Genomic DNA, 18468 nt, shown 5'->3' on the forward strand with positions numbered 1-18468 from the left:
ACCCTAAACCTGAATGCTCAGCTCGACAGGGTATGTACCGGTGTCATTTTGGCACCGGTAAACGCGAGGATTTCCTCAAGCTCAGTATGAATAGCCTGCTGTAAACGGGCTTCTGCCTTCAGGCGCTCCATGTCATGGCGCATGCGCTCGCGCTTCTCGATTTTCTTACGATCGTCGCCGCGCGGCATGTCTTTTACCACATTATAGAGCTCATACAGCGCCGGGAAGCGCTCTGGAAATTCCACTCGCTTTTCTCCCTGCAGGTGATCCATAATCATATAGAGGCGAATAGCGGCCTCTGACAGGTCACACTGCGCTTGCAGGGTTGCCATGGCAATGACATCAACACTTTCAATGATCTTCTCGTTGCGTTGTTTAATCGCCGTCTCCATCGCCTTTTCCTGCATATTGGTTTGCTGACGAAGCTTCGACAACAACCAGCCAGCGTACACTGCAAGTCCAAGAATAATCGCAACACCGAGTGCTACAACACCGGTAGGAAGAGTCTCCAACACTTACTCCTGTTCAAATTTGAGGTTTTCAAACTCCGCCAGCAGATCGTCATCGCCACGGCGCTTGTTTTTCTTCGGGGCTTCTTCTTCCGGCTCGTCCTCGTCAAGCAGGCCAAGCTGTTTCATCAGCACCTCAATGCGGTCCAGCTTCTCATCAACATACTGTTGTAGACCGGCACCAAGGCTTTCCCCATTCTCAATACGGTCCAGAAGCACATTCAGTTGTGCATCATTTTCCAACATCTCCAACTCTTGCTCTGCACTCAGGCGACGGGCCTTTTTGCCTTCCGCTGATTTCGGGTGTGGCTTGGCCTCTACCACCAGCGGAACCGGCTTTTTACTGCCAAGACGAGGATCGCGCTGGGCCTGCGCCTGGCGCTGTTGTGCGGTTTTACCCTCAGAATGGCGTGAACCGGCTTTCAGCCCTTTGTGTTTGTTCTTGCGCTTGCGGGCCAGCGCGGCAATGTCTTCTTTGCTCAGCGCTTTTTCTTTGTATTGTGCTGGACCTTCAGAGCCAACTTTGCGGGCTTTTTTCTTGCGGGTCATTCGTTTTTCTTCCTCAGTAAAATTACGTCGTTACCAACAAAGTCCACGTCAAGACCATCACGTTCGGCCAAAAAGCAGAACGTTTCGCGACTGAAAAAACTCACGTGGGTTGGGTCATTTTTGTAATGCCAACGCGTAAATGCATCGGCATCGATAACAAGCTTGGTCATGATGGCTAACCAGCCTCTCGGCCTGACCAGGCCCAGTAGTTGTCTCCATTCCCTGTGAGGCAAGTAAAAGTGTTCAATCGCTTCGGTGCAGGTAACAAAGTCATAGGTCCTTTCCAGCACTCCGTCGTCCGGAAAGAAATACGGATCGTAGATCGCCATTTCATGACCGGCATCCCGCAGCATGGCTGCCAGTGCGGGGCCGGGGCCACATCCAAAGTCTAACCCCTGCAAAGAGGCGTCACCGAGTTTTTCACCAAGCGGCGTCGCGATACGGCTCAGGAAGTGTCGGTAACCTGGGTCGTCCACCACATTGTCATGCTGATTATAAATCGCCTTCTCTTCTTCGGCAGATAACAGGCTTGCAGGGTCAGCAAAGACCAGTGAGCAACGCTGGCAACGGAAGTAACGGCGGCGTTTATCCTGCTCGAAATCAGCGATATCTGCTGATCCACAAAGAGGGCACTCAAGGGACATGGGGAGTTCTACACCAAATTGAATGGCGGAAATGTAGCAGAAAGTTGAATAAGAAAAAAGCGACAGGCAAAACCTGTCGCTCTATAGCGTTCTAATGAACGGATTTACCGTTTTCATCCCTAACAGTAACACCACTTCCCGGTGAACAAAGGTCCGTTTGTGCCTGGGCGTCCTGCCGTTTTTATTTGAGCGTTTAACTCGTAACGTCCTGTCGTCATCACCATCCTGGTGTGTGTCCTGACTTCCTTCCTGAAGATGGTCCATACTCGTGTGAATCCTTCACACAATACGTCTTCCTGACGATATAACTTCCTGGTTACCAAGGCTTATTCCAGCCAAACTCCGTTTGAATCCTGCCGCAGCCCTGCGTCATCGTCCTGATGGTCCTTTTCCCTGTCATTCTCCTGCTGACAGAATTAAGTATACGCTTTCACCGGGTTCAAAACAGGCTGCTATTCACAATTTAAACAGATCATCGCCACACAAAACATTTATCTTATTGAAAAATAAGAGTAAAAACAAAAATCCAGCAAATTTTTCATCCACTGTCTGTGAGCGCAATGGTCGAACGCTTACAAAAGGGATAGGAGAAATAGCGAACCCGAAACGAAAAAAGGCAGCCAACGCTACCTTTTTATACACTTGCGGGATGCATTTTCTATTGCACAACCTGCTGTTAGTGTAGGCCACCCACATATTTAGAAATCGCATCGATTTCTTTATCAGACAGTTTGGCTGCCACAATACGCATCATGCCATTGAGATCATTGTTACGCTGACCATCACGAAATGCCGTCAACTGTGTCTTCACGTAATCAGCATGTTGACCAGAAATTTTAGGGAAACCTGACAGCGAAGTGCCGTTTCCACGCGGGCCATGACATGCTACACAGGCTGCAATGCCTCTCTCTTGGTTTCCAGCTAGGTAAAGCTCTTCGCCTATTTCGATAGCAGATTCTGGTGTAGAACCTGGTTTTGCTGTCTGAGATGCGTAAAACGCTGCCAAATCAGCCATGTCCTGCTCCGAAAGTGCAGCCACCATACCTGCCATTATCGCGTTGTTCCGTCCCTGTTCACCACCAGTGGTCATACCCAGCTTGAACTCTTTAAGCTGTTTTAGAAGGTATTTTTCATGTTGGCCTGCCAGGGTTGGGTTGGCGGGAATGACGCTGTTACCGTCTGCACCGTGACATGCGGCACAAGTAGCTGATTTGGCTTTACCTGCTTCTGCATTGCCTTGAGCAAAGGCAGTAAAGCTCGCGAATAAAGTGAGTAGTAGCGCTAATCTCTTCATGACATTCCATTTATAATTATCAAGCTTCCAATACCACGATGCCCACGCCATCATGATACAATCGTCGAGCAAAAACCGAGCACGGTCATTTTACACAATTTCACATAAAAGTAATCAGTCGACTACATAAAGTCGAGACGGAGTTAACAGTGAATCCTTCACTCAACTATCGAAAGACCCACTTTATTACCAGTGCCCCAGATATCCGGCATTTACCACCAGATACCGGAATCGAAGTCGCATTTGCAGGTCGCTCCAATGCAGGTAAATCTAGTTCAATTAACCGGCTTTGTGATCAAAAAAACCTGGTTAAAACCAGTAAAACGCCGGGGCGCACACAATTGATCAACTTGTTTAAAGTGGACGAAGGTTGTCACATCGTTGACCTGCCAGGTTACGGTTATGCGCAAGTGCCTCTGGAAATGAAGAAAAAATGGCAAAAATCACTCGGTGAGTATTTACAAAAACGTGATCAACTCAAAGGTCTGGTGGTACTGATGGATATCCGCCATCCACTCAAAGAGCTGGATCAGGATTTAATTTTCTGGGCGGTGGATTGCAACCTGCCAGTGCTGGCACTGCTGACCAAATGCGACAAGCTGAAAAGCGGGGCACGGAAAGCGGAGCTGTTGAAGGTGCGTGAAGCAGCAAAAGATTTCGGCGGCGATGTAGAGGTTGAGCTGTTCTCTTCACTCAAAGGCATCGGCGTCGACAAACTCCGTCAGAAGCTGGATTCCTGGTATCATCCAGCGCTGCCTGTTATCGAAGATACCCAAGACAACAGCGTACAAGACAATCAATAACCTTGTAAAAATAAAGACCCCACCATGTAGGTGGGGTAACGGGAGAGAAATAGGAGGTTTTTTAATCGTTATAGAGTTAGTGTCAGCGAATTTCTCCCACCCTGCAAGTTCCCACACTGAAAACCATCATTATATTTGCCTGAAGTAACCGTCAGCCAGAGTTATTACTCGTTCAAAATATTGATTTTCTTTATGTTTAAAAAACATTCATGAGACTTATTTTTCATAAAGAAAAATGAAATATGCGATATGTTTTTAAGCACCACTATTTTTGGAATTGAATTACAGAATGAGTGAGATAAAAAAGACCGGAATGAGATCTCAATCCGGTCAGAAAGAATGTGGGGGGAGCCTGTCGTAAGGTGCAATACAGCCCCCTAGCACATCAAGAACAAGAAGCAGTGGTCATTATAATATCAATCTCACCAAATTAAAGTAATTACTCTAAAATGATGTAATGAAAATAGTCCTCATAGACAATACAAACTCAATATACTGTATTGACTGGATTTAATTGAAATACTCAAGACGTAAGCGAGTGTAGAAAAATCCCAATAAAAAATGCCCCGGCCAACAATTGTCAACCGGGGCTGCTGAATCAGCTAAATCCAATAACGTGAAACAAAAGGTCTGAAAGATAGAACATCTTACCTCTGTACCCTACGACTGTAACTGTATATCAAATGATCGATGAAGAAAACCCCTTACGTAGTTTTTTTTCATGAATTTATAAAAATGAACATTCTATATACGCATACAGTTTCACTTTAGGGATAAAAAAGCCTGTGAATACAGGCTTTTTTTTCTCTGAAATATAAGTATCCCTGTGGGGAAATCCCTTTAACCAGCCAGATTTAATGGGCCTGGTCCCAGTTTGCCCCACTTCCGGAGTCTGCAACCAATGGCACGTCAAGTAATGCCGCTGACTCCATCAGCTTACACACCTGTTGCTCTACCTCTGCCAAATGTTCGGTATCCACTTCCAACACCAGTTCATCATGTACCTGCATGATCAACGCAACACGGCCTTCTGGCTGTTGCTGTATCCACGCATCCACCAAAATCATGGCGCGCTTGATGATATCTGCAGCCGTCCCTTGCATCGGCGCATTAATGGCCGCACGCTCGGCACCTTTACGGCGCATCGCGTTACTGGATTTGATTTCCGGCAGGTGCAGGCGACGGCCAAAGATAGTTTCAACGTATCCCTGTTCAGCAGCCTGGAGACGGGTGTTCTCCATATACTGGCGTACACCCGGGTAGCGCTCGAAGTAGCGATCCATATATTGTTGCGCTTCACCACGCGGAATGCCCAGTTGTTTTGCCAAGCCAAACGCACTCATGCCGTAAATCAGGCCAAAGTTGATGGCTTTGGCTCGGCGGCGCATTTCCGGGGTGACATCACTGATATCAATGCCCATTACTTCTGCCGCTGTCGCCGCGTGGATATCCTTGCCGTGGCGGAAAGCGTCAATCAGGGCTTCATCGCCGGACAGGTGCGCCATGATACGCAGTTCAATTTGCGAATAGTCGACAGCCAGAATGGTTTTCCCCGCAGGCGCAATAAAGGCCTGACGGATGCGGCGCCCTTCCTCATTACGGATGGGGATATTCTGCAAGTTGGGATCCGTTGATGATAGACGACCGGTTGCTGTCACCGCCTGATGATAGGAGGTGTGTACACGGCCGGTAGCCGGTTTGACCATCTTTGGTAGTTTATCGGTGTACGTGGATTTCAGCTTCGCCAGGCCACGGTATTCCAAAATGCGTTTTGGCAGTGGATAATCAAGTGCCAATTCCTGAAGCACTTCTTCATTGGTGGATGGTGTCCCGGATGGCGTCTTTTTGACAACAGGTAGGCCCATCTTTTCAAACAAAATCGCCTGAAGCTGTTTCGGTGAGCTTAGGTTGAACTCCTCCCCGGCCAACTCAAACACTTCTTTTTCAAGCGTATCCAAACGCACCGCGATTTCCTGGGATTGCTTAGCCAGCATTTCAGCGCTGATCAACACACCATGACGTTCCATGCGTGAAAGCACTGGCACCAGCGGCATTTCATATTGCTCGAAAATGACTTTCAGTTTCTCGTCATTGTTGAGTTGTGCCATCAAGGCATTGTGCAAACGCAGCGTCACATCCGCATCTTCTGCCGCGTAAGGGGCAGCCTGATCCAGCTCAATCTGGTTGAAAGTCAGCTGCTTTTTGCCCTTGCCGGCAATCTCTTCAAAGCTGATGCACTGGTGTTGCAGGTAGCGAAGCGCCAGGCTGTCCATATCATGCTTCCCGGCTACACTGTTGAACACATAGGATTCCAGCATGGTGTCATAAGCAATACCGCGCATCGCGATGTCATAACGGGCCAATACACTTGCATCATATTTCAGATTCTGACCGACTTTCAGCGCACCGGCATCTTCCAGCCACAGTTTCATTTCTGCCAGTACCCAATCACGGTCGAGTTGTTTTGGTGCATCCAGGTAGTCGTGGGCCAGAGGCAGGTAAGCCGCCTCACCTTCTGCAACCGCAAAAGAGATACCGACCAGGTTGGCTTCCATATAATCCAGGCTGTCAGTTTCAGTATCAAACGCTACCACATCCGCGTTTTTCAGCTTTTCCATCCAGCGCTGGAACGCCTCTTCAGTCAGAATAGTGTCGTACTGGCTGCGGTCGATTATCGCCGCCTTAAACACCACCTCCGCATTTTCGGCGGATTTTGTTGCTGTTGTACCAGAAGCCGCTTTTTCTGACAGGGCTGTCACACCGGCACCGCCATTTTGCGCTTCGGCCAGCCAGCGTTTGAAATTCAGCTCGGTGAACAGCGCCACCAATTTTTCATTGTCCGGTTCACGGTTGGTCAGCTCTTCCGGTTTGAATGGCAGCTCGCAATCCAGCTTGATGGTGGCCAGCTGGTAAGAGAGATAGGCGTTTTCTTTATTCTCTTCGAGCTTCTTGGCCATGGTTTTTGAACCACGGAAACCAAGATCAGCAATCTTGTCGAGATTGGCGTAGATGTCATCAAGGCCACCGATGCCAGCAATCAGGGCAGTGGCCGTTTTCTCTCCTACACCCGGTACGCCCGGGATGTTATCCACTTTGTCGCCCATCAGCGCCAGATAATCGATGATGTGCTCAGGCCCAAAACCGTATTTGTCGTGCACACCCTGTGGGGTCATGATGACATTGGTCATGGTGTTGATCAGGGTGATGTTGTCATCTACCAGCTGCGCCATGTCCTTGTCACCAGTGCTGATAAGGATAGGCATACCGGCTTTCGACCCCTGCACAGCAAGGGTACCAATCACATCGTCGGCCTCAACCCCTTCGATCACCAGCATGGGGAAACCCATGGCTTCAATGATCTCGTGCAGCGGTGCAATCTGGCTGCGCAAGTCATCCGGCATGGGTGGGCGGTGCGCTTTGTATTCCGCATACATGTCATCGCGGAATGTTTTACCTTTGGCATCAAAAATGACCGCCACGTGCGATTGCGGGTATTGCTTCACCAAGCTGCGCAGCATGTTGACCACGCCGTAAACCGCCCCGGTAGGTTCGCCCTTGGCATTGGTCAAGTTGGGAGAAGCGTGGTACGCGCGGTAAAGATACGAAGAGCCGTCGACCAGGATCAACGGGTTATCAGGAGTCGTCGCCATAACGTTATAAGCTAACCGGTAAATGATTGATGGGTTAGGATGCCATGACTTCCCGAAACTGTTAACCCGAGATTTCAAGGCAGAGGACAGAAAGACCAAGATAAACACTTGGGTTTTATTTCCCTTTCAACTGCTTTCTGCTCTCCCTTAAATACCTTGTGAATAAACCTCATACATAAGGTATTACGCCAACATCGTTGTGGATAAGTTTGTTGGTATTTATTTTTACTGCTGTAAGTCGGTTTCAATACGCTCTCGAAAAAATAAATTAATTCCTTTAAATTTATATATTTAAACCTAAGTCATTGATCATGATCAGGATCGATCGTTGATCATCGACTGTGGAAAAAGAAATTCATCTATTGATCGCGTTATCCAGAACAATTATTAGATGCTGATGTGTGAGGATGTGATCAGGTTAGATTCAAATCACTCCCTGTTTGTACATAAACTAACCGGGAACAAACCAACAAGCAGTAAAGCAACTGCCTGCAAAATGATTGATGAGGGCGCAGTTATGAAAAAAGTGGCAGTCATTCTGGCTGGATGTGGTGTTTACGATGGGGCAGAAATTCATGAATCCGTATTAGCCCTGCTGGCGATTGAACAGGCCGGGGCCAGCTGGCACTGCTTCGCGCCAGATATTCAACAACACCATGTGATTAATCATGCTGACGGAGAAACCTCTGGCGACACACGCAACGTGTTACAGGAAGCTGCGCGCATTGCCCGTGGGGATATAAAGCCGCTTTCTGCGCTTAACGTTAACGAGTTTGACGCCCTGCTGCTGCCGGGCGGATTTGGCGTTGCGAAGAGTCTCAGCTCGTTCGCTACCGCGGGCGGTGAGATGGAGATTGAAGAAGAGGTGCTGAGAGTGTGTAAAGCCTTCGCTAATGCGGAAAAACCAGCGGGTTATATCTGCATATCCCCTGTGCTTATCCCCAAAGTGTATGGCCCAGGCGCCAAAGGCACGATTGGCAACGATCCACAAGTCGCCCAGACATTTAACGCCATGGGAGGCGAGCATGTTGACTGTCCGGTCGATGATTTTGTACTCGACCAGAGCCGTCGCCTGTTATCTACGCCTGCCTATATGCTGGCGACGTCTGTCAGCGACGCCAACGCCGGGATCAGCAAACTGGTGACCAAACTGATTGAACTGGCCTAACTAATCCCGCAAAACAAAAAGAAAAAAGCGACGCTTCGGGAGAAGCGTCGCCTGCATCAGGTATGACTGCGCAATATAAACAGTCTCATGCAAAAACATATACTGGAAGCAATGTGAGCAATGTCGTGTGTCCAGCAGCAAGTTCCTTACTTGCCTTTGAACAAGACAAATAATAATCATTCTCATTATTATTTGGCAAGCGGTATTTTGTTTATTTTTTGTCTTCATTCAACAGATGTGATCTTTTTCACAAAATGAAGGCGATATTGCGCCAAGGTTTCTTTTTTCTCCAAATGCTCAATCTGGTAATGGTTACTCAACAGCAAGCACAGCATACCGGCGAAGCAGTTACGTGATTTTACACGCAGGCTGGTATAGCCATGTTTTGCTACCCATTGCTCTTGGGCATTTAACAGTGCCTGCGCGATGCCACGGCGACGGCCTGATTCCGTCACACCTCCCAGCCAACTGTAAAAACACGTTTCATCCAGTTGGTAGCCAATTTTGACACCACAGAGCTCACCCTCAATCTCTGCCACCAGTATTAGCGAAGGCTTGTCACCGAGACGTTTTTTGATTGAATCCAGTGTTTCCTGACGGGCAAATTCTTCTATCTGGCCAAGCACGCTCACGGCTTCAGCCAATGTCCCTTCCCGAATAATCATGGGGTCGTCCTTAACATGGTTCGCGCCGGAATGCGGTTTTTTCAGTATAGAAAACGTAAAAAAGCCAGTCTTCCGACCGGCTCTCTTTCCCTCTGTTTATTTTATCGTGCTTGTCGCTTAAACCGGGTTGGTTTCCGCCACGTTGTTCACCTTTGTAATGCGGCTGACAATATAGTTCAGCAATACACCGTACATCGGCACGAAAAGGCCAAGGCTAATCACCAGTTTGAAGGCGTAGTCGATCAGGGCGATTTCCACCCAGTTTTCCGCCATAAAGGCATCCGGGCTTTTGTAGAAGGCAATGGCAAAAAACGCCAGGGTATCTATCGCATTACCAAACAGGGTGGAACAACTCGGTGCGACCCACCATTGTCTGGTCTGGCGCAGACGGTTGAACACGTGAATATCGAGGATTTGCCCCAGCAGGTACGCCATAAAGCTTGCTGCCGCAATACGTGCAACGAAGAGGTTAAATTCATTCAGGTGACCCAGCCCTTGAAACTCCCCTTGGTAAAACAACACTGACAACACATAAGAGATCAGCAGGGAGGGCACCATCACCGCGAAGATAATTCGACGTGCAAGGGCGGCACCAAAGATGCGGACGGTCAGATCCGTGGCCAGGAAAATAAATGGAAACGTAAATGCCCCCCACGTGGTGTGGAAACCGAAAACGGTAAAAGGCAACTGAACCAGATAATTACTGGATGCAATGATCACCAGGTGGAAAACCACGAGGTAAGAGAGGGCGTTGCGCTGCTGCGCGGGTGTAAAAGTGCTCATTGTGAACCTTTTTGTCATTGGGGGTGAGGGAACCCAAATTACCAATCAGCCAGATACGGTGATCTGACGCCTGAGAAGGTGGCGAATTATACAGCAAATTTTGTGGTTGCCAACCGCCTGGGGCGGACTAGCCAGCCAGTTGTTTCTCCAGCCAACTATGCAGGAAAACCAACTCGTCCTGACCTTCATCGCCCAGTGTTTCGAGCCAGACACTGGCGCTGTAATGCCCGGCACGGAGCATAAGGGCCACGCCTTCAAAATCAATCAGCCAGCTGAGCAAATCGGCATCGGTCTGTTTTTCCTTCACGCTGGCATCCAGCATCTGGCAAAGCACCTGCAAATACTGCTCTGCATTGTCAGCATCGAGAGTATCGGCGACCAGCACCAGACGTCCGGCGACCGCATCCAGATGCGAAAGGCGGAATGTCGGGTTATCCATAGCGAGACTCGTCATGGTTGAGGGTGATGTGATCTTCAATCACATCCAGAAACACATTGCCGTATTTCTCAAGCTTACGCTGGCCAACACCGTTGACCGCCAGAAGCTCTGCCTGCGAGGTTGGGATCATCTCCGCCATTTCAATCAGGGTGGCATCATTGAAGACCACATACGGCGGAATGTCTTCTTCATCAGCAATCGCTTTACGCAGCTTGCGGAGCTTGGCGAACAGTTTCTTGTCGTAGTTACGCTTGCCAAGTTTGTCAGCTTTACTGCGCTCAGACAGCCCCAGCCTTGGCACGGCAAGCTCCAGTGCAATCTCACCACGCAGCACAGGACGGGCTTCTTCGGTCAGTTGCAGCACAGAGCTTCGGGCAATGTTCTGCACCAGATAACCACGGTGGATAAGCTGGCGGAAAATGCTGACCCAGTACTCGTGGCTGAATGCTTTTCCTAAGCCATAGGTACTGATTTTGTCGTGTCCGTGCTCCTTAATACGCTGGTTTTGCATTCCGCGCAGCACTTCAACGGTATAGCCGATACCAAAATTCTGGTTCACGCGATAAACACAGGACAGCGCTTTTTGCGCCTGCTCAGTGCCGTCAAACAGGGTTGGCGGGTCAAGGCAGATATCGCAGTTGCCACAGGGCTCGTTGCGATATTCGCCGAAATAGTTCAGCAGCACCAGACGGCGGCAGGTCAGGGCCTCCGCAAATGCGCCCATCGCATTGAGCTTGTGGCTTTCCACCCGTTTTTGTTCGCCATCCGGTTTTTCCTCAAGGCAACGGTGCAGCCAGCCAATATCGGAGGGGTCATAAAACAGTATCGCTTCTGCCGGCAAGCCATCCCGTCCGGCCCGCCCGGTCTCCTGATAATAGGATTCGATATTGCGCGGAATATCGTAATGGACCACAAAGCGCACGTTGGGCTTGTTAATACCCATGCCAAATGCCACGGTTGCCACCACAATCTGTACATCATCCCGCTGAAACGCTTCCTGTACCCAGGCGCGCTGATCGGCAGTCATCCCGGCATGATAGGCCGCAGCGCGGATGTTGCTGCCCATCAGCTTTTCCGCCACCTGTTCGACCCGTTTGCGGCTGTTGCAATACACAATACCGCTTTGCCCGGACTGGGTAGCGAGAAACTGGGTCAACTGCGCCAGCGGTTTGTGTTTTTCCACCAGGGTGTAACGGATATTCGGGCGATCAAAGCTGCCGAGGTAGATATGCGGATCTACAAGTGCCAAACGCTGGCAGATATCCTGTCGTGTAGTGTCATCTGCCGTGGCGGTCAGTGCCATGACAGGCACCCCGGGGAAGTGCTGCTTCAAACTGCCAAGCTGGGCATATTCCGGGCGAAAATCGTGTCCCCACTGACTGATACAGTGCGCTTCATCAACCGCGATCAGGCCCAGTGTCACGGCTTGCAGGCGTTCAATGAAATCCCGCATCAGAATACGTTCCGGTGACACGTACAACAGCTTAAGGTTGCCATTTCGCAGCGCCTGCCAGGTGTCAGACTGGGATTCCGGTGTCATGGAAGAATTCAGGCACGCTGCCTGCACGCCGTTGGCCAGCAGCTGATCGACCTGATCTTTCATCAGGGAGATCAGCGGTGAGATCACAATGGTCACACCATCACGCACCAGCGCCGGAATTTGGTAACAGAGGCTTTTCCCACCGCCGGTTGGCATGATCACCAGTGCATCACGCCCGCCAATGGTGGCGTCGATAATTTCTTTCTGACCGTCACGGTAACTGTGGTAGCCGAACACCTGCTGCAAAACGGTTTCGTCATGCGTCAGTGGTGGCGTCATTTCGGCTGATTCGGCAACGGTCATAGCACTTCTCATTATGGGATAGCCGCTCATTCTAAACGCAGCAGGACAGGGATAAAAGATCAACAATGCCGAAGAACCGCCCTTTCAATTTTTCTTCTCGGAAAAGATGTGCTTCAACAGAGGAAGCCCATATACTGGCAAAAGTAACAAAAACATTTATCGATGGCGCGGATGCTGACTGTTCACCAGAAAAATCCGCATCAAGCCCTAATCTTCGTTGCACATACCGCCAACCGGCGGCTTTTACCTTTTTGTATTTTCAGATGTAGAGATTTCGCAGTGAATGATGCGCAACAGACCCGCCGCGGTGTCTTACTGGCGTTGGGTGCTTACACCATGTGGGGGGTGGCTCCACTTTACTTCAAGGCCCTGACGAATGTGCCTCCTCTGGAGGTATTAATGCACCGCGTGTTGTGGTCATTTTTCTTCCTTGCCCTGATCATCCACGCGAGCGGAGGCCTTGCCCGGGTCAAATTGTTACTGAAAGACAAAAAGCGCCTGGGGCTGCTGACGCTGACTGCCCTGGTGATTGCCACCAACTGGCTGATCTTTATCTGGGCGGTGAACAACGACCGAATGCTGGATGCAAGCCTGGGCTATTACATCAATCCATTGATTAACGTCGTGCTCGGCATGGTGTTCCTTGGCGAGCGGTTCCGAAAACTGCAATGGGTCGCCGTAGCACTGGCCTTTTCCGGCGTAGCTATCCAGGTGATCACTTTTGGTTCTCTGCCGTGGGTGGCACTGGTGTTGGCCTGCAGCTTTGGTTCTTATGGCCTGCTGAGAAAAAAAATCAACATCGATGCGGCAACCGGGCTATTTATCGAAACCCTGGTCCTGTTGCCTGTGGCGCTGGTATACCTGTTGTTTATCGCCAACAGTGCCACGTCTGACATGATGCAGAACAGCCTTGGCCTCAACCTGTTGCTGGTGGCTGCAGGTATCGTGACAACTCTGCCATTGCTTTGTTTTAACGGCGCCGCAACCAAGCTTCGTCTCTCTACTCTCGGCTTTTTCCAGTATATCGGCCCCAGCATCATGTTTATGCTGGCGGTGGGTCTGTATAGCGAACCTTTTACGGCAGACAAGGCCACCACGTTCGCCTTTATCTGGATGGCACTTGCCATCTTTACATTTGATGCCGTCAGGCAGCGTAACAAACAGCGGCGGCAACCCTGAAAACTGTCAGCGGCACCATCAGGGTGCCGTTTCTATTTATGCAACACATCTTCGCTATCCTGCTGCCCTTAAAAAGAAAATTCCCTTCATCGCCTCGGAAATCTGACACGCTCCCCGCCCTTTGGCAGGCTATACTCAAAGTCTAACTGTTTGGGCGTAAAAGGAATTACCATGCAAAAACACCCGACCCTTTTTCTTTCCACACTGGCCCTTGGCCTCGCACTCACTTTTCCCGCCTCTGCTACCCCCCGGGGAGAAGCCGCAGACGCAGTAGCACCGGAGCTTGCAACCGGCAGTGTGATGCGCAAGGCGGTCAAAGGCAACACATGGATGGTCGCGTCTGCCAACCCACTCGCCAGCAAAGCCGGCGAAGCGATATTGCGCGCTGGCGGTAATGCAATCGATGCCATGGTGGCGGTACAAACCATACTAGGCCTTGTCGAACCACAAAGCTCTGGCATCGGTGGCGGGGCATTTTTGGTGTATTGGGACAATAAGGCACAGGCACTGACCACCTTTGATGGCCGTGAAACTGCGCCAAAGGCCGCCACTCCCACCCTGTTCCAGGATGAAAACGGTGAACCGCTGCAGTTTTATGATGCCGTAGTAGGCGGCCGCTCTGTGGGCACCCCCGGCACTCTGCGCCTGATGCATGACACCCATGCCAGATATGGCAACCTTTCATGGCGTGCTGTGCTGGCTCCGGCCATTGAGCTGGCTGAGAAAGGGTTTGAAGTCTCTCCACGCCTGGCGGGGTTGATTGAAGGCGACGCCGACAGGTTGCGCAGTTATCCTGCCACCCACCAGTATTTCTTTGACGACAATGGCAACCCGCTGAGCGTGGGTCATCGCCTGGTAAATCAGGCATACGCTGATACATTAAAGCTGGTCGCCATGGACATCGACCATTTCTATGAAGGCGATATTGCCGCCGACATCGTGGCAACGGTGCAAAACGCTGCCGGTAACCCGGGCGTACTGGACAGGGAAGATCTGGCCGGATACCGCATTGTTGAGCGCACGCCTGTGTGCGCCCCTTATCACCAATACCGGGTGTGTGGCATGGGACCACCGACGTCCGGCGGCATTACTGTGGGACAAATCCTTGGCATCCTGAGCCATTTCCCCCTTAAGTCCCTCGGCAAGGACAACCCGGAAAGCTGGCGTTTGATTGGTGATGCCTCGCGTCTGGCATTTGCAGACCGCGGACGCTACATTGCCGACGGCGACTTTGTGCCAGTACCGACAGAAGGCTTGCTGGCACCGGAATACCTCAAGGCACGCGCCGCAATGATCCCGGCAGAAGGTGCAATGACTGACGTGGCATCGGGTGAGCCTGCATTCAGCCATGCACGTGTTACCCCCAAGCTCGCGGATGATGAATCAATTGAACTGCCTTCCACCAGTCATTTCTCCATCGTGGACAGGAACGGCAATATTGTTTCCATCACCACCACGATTGAGAACGGCTTCGGTTCACGCCTGATGACCCGTGGATTCCTGCTCAACAATGAGCTGACTGATTTTTCTTTCCGCACCCATCAAGACGGTTACCCGATTGCCAACCGCATTGAACCGGGCAAACGTCCCCGCTCTTCGATGTCACCCACCATTGTGATGCGTGATGGCAAGCCTTACATGGCTGTCGGCTCACCGGGCGGCAGCCGGATTATCGGTTATGTGGCCAAAACCCTTGTCGCCCACCTCGACTGGGGGCTCGACATGCAATCGGCGATTGACCTGCCACACCTTGTCAACCGCTTCGGCATTTACGATCTTGAGGCCGGGACAGATGCAGAAAGCTTCAAACCCGCGCTCGAAACCATGGGCTATGAGGTTAATGTCCGTGACTTAACCTCAGGTATCCACGGTATTGTTATCGATGGAGGCACCTTGGAAGGCGGCGCCGACCCAAGGCGCGAAGGTTTAGTGGTGGCGGAATAACGCCAGGAGAAAATGCATGTTACATAAAGTGAATACCATCGCGCTGTGCGCCCTTTTGGGGGTAGTCAGCATTCCGGTACAGGCAACTGATCTGGACAGCCTGCTTGGCAGCGCAGAAAAGCAGGCCACCAGCCTGTTGGGAGGCATGGGCAGTGAAACCACCAGCAGCCCGCTGACGGCACTGCTGTCGTCGGATCTCGCGGTCAGTGACAAACAGGCGGCCGGCGGGGCGGGTGCAATGCTGGCTATGGCCTACCAGACACTTGGCGAAAACCAGAGCAGCGAATTGTTGAAACTCGTACCGGGCATGGATTCACTGGCCAGCATGATCCCGGGCAACCTTGGCAGTAACCTGTCAAATATGGAGTCGGTCGGCAATGTCTTTAACGTGCTTGGCATGGACGCAGGCATGGTGCAAAAGTTTGCCCCGGTGATATTGAAATACCTGACCGGTCAGGGTGCGAGTCAATCATTGATCAGCGATCTGGCCAGTGCCTGGGGTACGGCGTCTTAACTTGTACAGACACTTAAAAACAAGGGTGGCCATCGCCACCCTTTTGTTTTTCAGTTTTCCGCCGCTTACATCGCCTCAAGCTTGGCGTACTGAGTCACCAGCCACTTTATACCTTCACCGTTAAAGGCCACCTGCACACGGCTTTGCTGACCACTGCCTTCAAAGTTAATGATGGTGCCTTCGCCGAATTTGGGGTGCAGTACCCGCTGGCCAAGCGTGAAACCGGTCTGGTTGAAGTTTTCCTTGGTCTGGGTTTGCGAGAATCGCCCGGTGGCTTCCGCCGGACGCGACACTTTTGCGCGCATCCGCACCTCTTCAAGGCACTCTTCCGGCAGCTCACGGATAAAGCGTGACGCTTTGTGAAACATGTCTTTGCCGTATACCCGGCGCATTTCTGCATGGGTAATATAGAGTTTTTGCATCGCCCGGGTCATGCCGACATAACAAAGGCGGCGTTCTTCTTCCAGACGCCCGGCTTCTTCTGCCGACATCTGGCTCGGGAACATGCCCTCTTCCACGCCCACCATAAAGACCACCGGGAATTCGAGGCCCTTGGCACTGTGCAGTGTCATCAGCTGCGCCGCGTCCTCAAACTCGTCAGCCTGTCCTTCACCCGCCTCGAGCGCCGCGTGAGAAAGGAAAGCGGACAGCGGGCTCATCTCTTCCTGCACGTCTTCAGGTACTTCAAACTGGCGGGTCGCGGTCACCAGTTCTTCAAGGTTATCAATACGCGCCTGAGCTTTTTCGCCTTTTTCCGCTTCGTACATGGCGCGGAGGCCAGAATGCAGGATCACGTAGTCGGTCTGCTGGAACAGTGCCATTTCGCGGGTATCATCTTCCAATGCATTCACCAGCTCGATAAAACGGCGCAGGGAATTTGCCGCGCGGCCTGCCAGTGCCTGTTCTTCCAGCAACTGGTTGCTTGCTTCCCACATCGTTGCACCGCGATCACGTGCAGCAAGGCGGATGGTATCAAGGGTACGATCACCCAGGCCACGCGCCGGGGTGTTGACCACACGCTCAAAGGCCGCATCATCAAAACGGTTACCGATCAGGCGCAGATAGGCCAGCGCATCCTTGATCTCCTGACGTTCGAAGAATCGCATACCGCCATAAATACGGTAGGGCAAGCCCGCCTGAATCAAGGCTTCTTCCAGTACACGGGACTGGGCGTTATTGCGGTACAAAATGGCCGTGTCGTTCAGTGCACCGCCTTCGTCCTGCCAGGCCTTGATTTTACCGACCACAAAACGGGCTTCATCCAGTTCGTTAAATGCACTGTATACCGAGATTAATTCACCTTCCTGACCCTCGGTCCACAGGCTCTTGCCCATGCGCTCGGCGTTGTTTTCAATCAGGTGGTTGGAGGCTTTGAGGATATTGCCGGTCGAACGGTAGTTCTGCTCCAGACGAATCGTTTCTGCACCCGGGAAGTCCTGCAGGAAACGGGTGATATTTTCAATTTTCGCACCACGCCAGCCGTAGATGGACTGATCATCGTCCCCGACAATCATTACATTGGCGCTGTTTCCTGCCATCATACGCAGCCAGGCGTACTGGATGTTGTTGGTATCCTGAAACTCGTCGACCAGAATGTGCTTGAAGCGCGCCTGATAATGCTCGCGGATGTGCGCTTTGTCGCGCAGCAGCTCATGGCAGCGCAGCAACAGCTCGGCGAAGTCCACCAACCCTGCGCGGTCACACGCTTCCTGATAGGCGGCATACACACGGAGCCAGGTTTTTTCGACCGGATCAAACTGGGCATCAATATGATGCGGACGCAGACCTTCATCTTTCTTGGCATTGATGTACCAGGATGCCTGGCGCGCAGGCCAATGTTTTTCGTCCAGATTCTGCGCCTTGATCAGGCGGCGCAACAGGCGCTGCTGATCATCAGAATCCAGGATCTGGAAATCCTGTGGCAGGTTTGCGTCCAGATGATGCGCACGCAGGATGCGGTGACACAGGCCGTGGAAGGTGCCACACCAGAGACCGGAGGCCGTACCCTGCATTAACTGCTCAATACGGCCACGCATTTCTGCCGCCGCCTTGTTGGTAAAGGTCACCGCCATCACCGAAAACGGCGAGGCATACTCCACCTGCATCAACCAGGCAATACGATGAACCAGTACCCGGGTTTTGCCACTGCCCGCACCGGCCAGGACCAGGTAGTTGCCAAGCGGCGCAGCCACAGCCTCGCGTTGTTTGTCATTCAGACCGTCAATCAGGTGGGATACGTCCATCGTTCTTCCACTGGTTATTTATACACTGGTTGAAGATTATACCCGCAAACAACCGGAAGTTGCAGACCTCTGGGAGAATAACTGGTTTTACGATCGCGACGGTGCGCCTTTTATCACCCTGCCCGGGTTTTTCCCTGACACAAAGATACCGTCATCCATGCTGCAGCAGCGGGACGAACCATTTTTATCTCCAAATATTCAATGAGTTACAAACAGACAGTCCTCCAACCCTAAAATTCGC

Annotated in this window: 16 protein-coding genes; 5 read left to right on the top strand and 11 right to left on the bottom strand. The window is 51.3% G+C overall.

Annotated features, from left to right (window positions below; translation table 11 throughout):
* Nucleotides 1-17: 17 nt before the first annotated feature.
* From VHA_RS00885 to VHA_RS00905, 4 genes are all read right to left on the bottom strand, one after another.
* Nucleotides 18-515 carry a DUF2489 domain-containing protein gene (locus VHA_RS00885; protein WP_040527939.1) on the bottom strand — a complete coding sequence of 166 codons (498 nt, stop codon included), beginning with the start codon at nucleotides 513-515 and terminating at the stop codon, nucleotides 18-20.
* Complete coding sequence (gene yihI, locus VHA_RS00890; protein WP_005500922.1) at nucleotides 516-1058, bottom strand: Der GTPase-activating protein YihI; 543 nt, start codon at nucleotides 1056-1058, stop codon at nucleotides 516-518.
* Nucleotides 1055-1702, bottom strand: coding sequence for a class I SAM-dependent methyltransferase (locus VHA_RS00895; RefSeq protein ID WP_005500923.1), 648 nt, complete (start codon nucleotides 1700-1702; stop codon nucleotides 1055-1057). Before VHA_RS00895 ends, yihI begins: the two co-directional genes overlap by 4 nt.
* A gap of 676 nt (nucleotides 1703-2378) precedes the next feature.
* Entirely contained in the window at nucleotides 2379-2996 is a 618-nt protein-coding gene (locus VHA_RS00905) for a c-type cytochrome (RefSeq protein WP_005500924.1), read from the bottom strand.
* 149 nt (nucleotides 2997-3145) lie between these two features.
* Here VHA_RS00905 and yihA point away from each other — a divergent pair, with 149 nt between their 5' ends.
* Nucleotides 3146-3799, top strand: coding sequence for a ribosome biogenesis GTP-binding protein YihA/YsxC (gene yihA, locus VHA_RS00910; protein WP_005500925.1), 654 nt, complete (start codon nucleotides 3146-3148; stop codon nucleotides 3797-3799).
* A gap of 598 nt (nucleotides 3800-4397) precedes the next feature.
* Here yihA and spfP read toward each other — a convergent pair.
* Both spfP and polA read right to left on the bottom strand, forming a co-directional pair.
* Nucleotides 4398-4445, bottom strand: coding sequence for a small protein SpfP (gene spfP / locus VHA_RS19315; RefSeq protein ID WP_438356882.1), 48 nt, complete (start codon nucleotides 4443-4445; stop codon nucleotides 4398-4400).
* Nucleotides 4446-4653: 208 nt separating this feature from the next.
* Nucleotides 4654-7449 carry a DNA polymerase I gene (polA, locus tag VHA_RS00915; protein WP_005500927.1) on the bottom strand — a complete coding sequence of 932 codons (2796 nt, stop codon included), beginning with the start codon at nucleotides 7447-7449 and terminating at the stop codon, nucleotides 4654-4656.
* 517 nt (nucleotides 7450-7966) lie between these two features.
* Between polA and elbB the strand changes: the two genes are divergently transcribed.
* Nucleotides 7967-8617 (top strand): isoprenoid biosynthesis glyoxalase ElbB, encoded by a 651-nt coding sequence (elbB, locus tag VHA_RS00920; RefSeq protein WP_040527951.1) that lies wholly within the window; start codon nucleotides 7967-7969, stop codon nucleotides 8615-8617.
* Nucleotides 8618-8841: 224 nt separating this feature from the next.
* On the opposite strand, the gene VHA_RS00930 is transcribed toward elbB, so the two are convergent.
* From VHA_RS00930 to recQ, 4 genes are all read right to left on the bottom strand, one after another.
* On the bottom strand, nucleotides 8842-9282 hold the full coding sequence (locus VHA_RS00930) for a GNAT family N-acetyltransferase (RefSeq protein ID WP_005500932.1): 441 nt from the start codon (nucleotides 9280-9282) through the stop codon (nucleotides 8842-8844).
* Between the two features lie 117 nt (nucleotides 9283-9399).
* A complete protein-coding gene (locus VHA_RS00935) occupies nucleotides 9400-10065 on the bottom strand; it encodes a 7-cyano-7-deazaguanine/7-aminomethyl-7-deazaguanine transporter (RefSeq protein WP_005500933.1) in 666 nt (221 codons plus the stop codon).
* A gap of 127 nt (nucleotides 10066-10192) precedes the next feature.
* Nucleotides 10193-10504 (bottom strand): DUF3630 family protein, encoded by a 312-nt coding sequence (locus VHA_RS00940; RefSeq protein ID WP_005500934.1) that lies wholly within the window; start codon nucleotides 10502-10504, stop codon nucleotides 10193-10195.
* A complete protein-coding gene (gene recQ / locus VHA_RS00945; RefSeq protein WP_005500935.1) occupies nucleotides 10497-12347 on the bottom strand; it encodes an ATP-dependent DNA helicase RecQ in 1851 nt (616 codons plus the stop codon). The genes VHA_RS00940 and recQ overlap by 8 nt, the downstream gene beginning before the upstream one ends.
* A gap of 279 nt (nucleotides 12348-12626) precedes the next feature.
* On the opposite strand from recQ, the gene rarD reads away from it, so the two are divergent.
* From rarD to VHA_RS00960, 3 genes are all read left to right on the top strand, one after another.
* Complete coding sequence (gene rarD, locus VHA_RS00950) at nucleotides 12627-13526, top strand: EamA family transporter RarD (protein WP_005500936.1); 900 nt, start codon at nucleotides 12627-12629, stop codon at nucleotides 13524-13526.
* A 171-nt stretch (nucleotides 13527-13697) separates the two neighbouring features.
* Nucleotides 13698-15470, top strand: a complete 1773-nt coding sequence (gene ggt / locus VHA_RS00955; RefSeq protein WP_005500938.1) for a gamma-glutamyltransferase — start codon at nucleotides 13698-13700, stop codon at nucleotides 15468-15470.
* 16 nt (nucleotides 15471-15486) lie between these two features.
* Nucleotides 15487-15984, top strand: coding sequence for a DUF2780 domain-containing protein (locus VHA_RS00960; RefSeq protein WP_005500939.1), 498 nt, complete (start codon nucleotides 15487-15489; stop codon nucleotides 15982-15984).
* Nucleotides 15985-16049: 65 nt separating this feature from the next.
* Here the strand turns inward: VHA_RS00960 and uvrD are convergent, their stop codons facing one another.
* Nucleotides 16050-18227 carry a DNA helicase II gene (gene uvrD / locus VHA_RS00965; protein WP_005500940.1) on the bottom strand — a complete coding sequence of 726 codons (2178 nt, stop codon included), beginning with the start codon at nucleotides 18225-18227 and terminating at the stop codon, nucleotides 16050-16052.
* Nucleotides 18228-18468: the final 241 nt, after the last annotated feature.

It is taken from the genome of Grimontia hollisae CIP 101886 (assembly GCF_000176515.1).
Classification (GTDB): domain Bacteria; phylum Pseudomonadota; class Gammaproteobacteria; order Enterobacterales; family Vibrionaceae; genus Enterovibrio; species Enterovibrio hollisae.

Excerpts from the sequence above, each read along its gene's own strand:
- VHA_RS00895 (WP_005500923.1), bottom strand. The coding sequence starts at position 1,702 with ATGTCCCTTGAGTGCCCTCTTTGTGGATCAGCAGATATCGCTGATTTC.
- VHA_RS00940 (WP_005500934.1), bottom strand. The coding sequence starts at position 10,504 with ATGGATAACCCGACATTCCGCCTTTCGCATCTGGATGCGGTCGCCGGA.
- VHA_RS00960 (WP_005500939.1), top strand. The coding sequence starts at position 15,487 with ATGTTACATAAAGTGAATACCATCGCGCTGTGCGCCCTTTTGGGGGTA.
- elbB (WP_040527951.1), top strand. The coding sequence starts at position 7,967 with ATGAAAAAAGTGGCAGTCATTCTGGCTGGATGTGGTGTTTACGATGGG.
- yihI (WP_005500922.1), bottom strand. The coding sequence starts at position 1,058 with ATGACCCGCAAGAAAAAAGCCCGCAAAGTTGGCTCTGAAGGTCCAGCA.
- recQ (WP_005500935.1), bottom strand. The coding sequence starts at position 12,347 with ATGACCGTTGCCGAATCAGCCGAAATGACGCCACCACTGACGCATGAC.
- VHA_RS00905 (WP_005500924.1), bottom strand. The coding sequence starts at position 2,996 with ATGAAGAGATTAGCGCTACTACTCACTTTATTCGCGAGCTTTACTGCC.
- ggt (WP_005500938.1), top strand. The coding sequence starts at position 13,698 with ATGCAAAAACACCCGACCCTTTTTCTTTCCACACTGGCCCTTGGCCTC.
- uvrD (WP_005500940.1), bottom strand. The coding sequence starts at position 18,227 with ATGGACGTATCCCACCTGATTGACGGTCTGAATGACAAACAACGCGAG.
- VHA_RS00930 (WP_005500932.1), bottom strand. The coding sequence starts at position 9,282 with ATGATTATTCGGGAAGGGACATTGGCTGAAGCCGTGAGCGTGCTTGGC.
- polA (WP_005500927.1), bottom strand. The coding sequence starts at position 7,449 with ATGGCGACGACTCCTGATAACCCGTTGATCCTGGTCGACGGCTCTTCG.
- VHA_RS00935 (WP_005500933.1), bottom strand. The coding sequence starts at position 10,065 with ATGAGCACTTTTACACCCGCGCAGCAGCGCAACGCCCTCTCTTACCTC.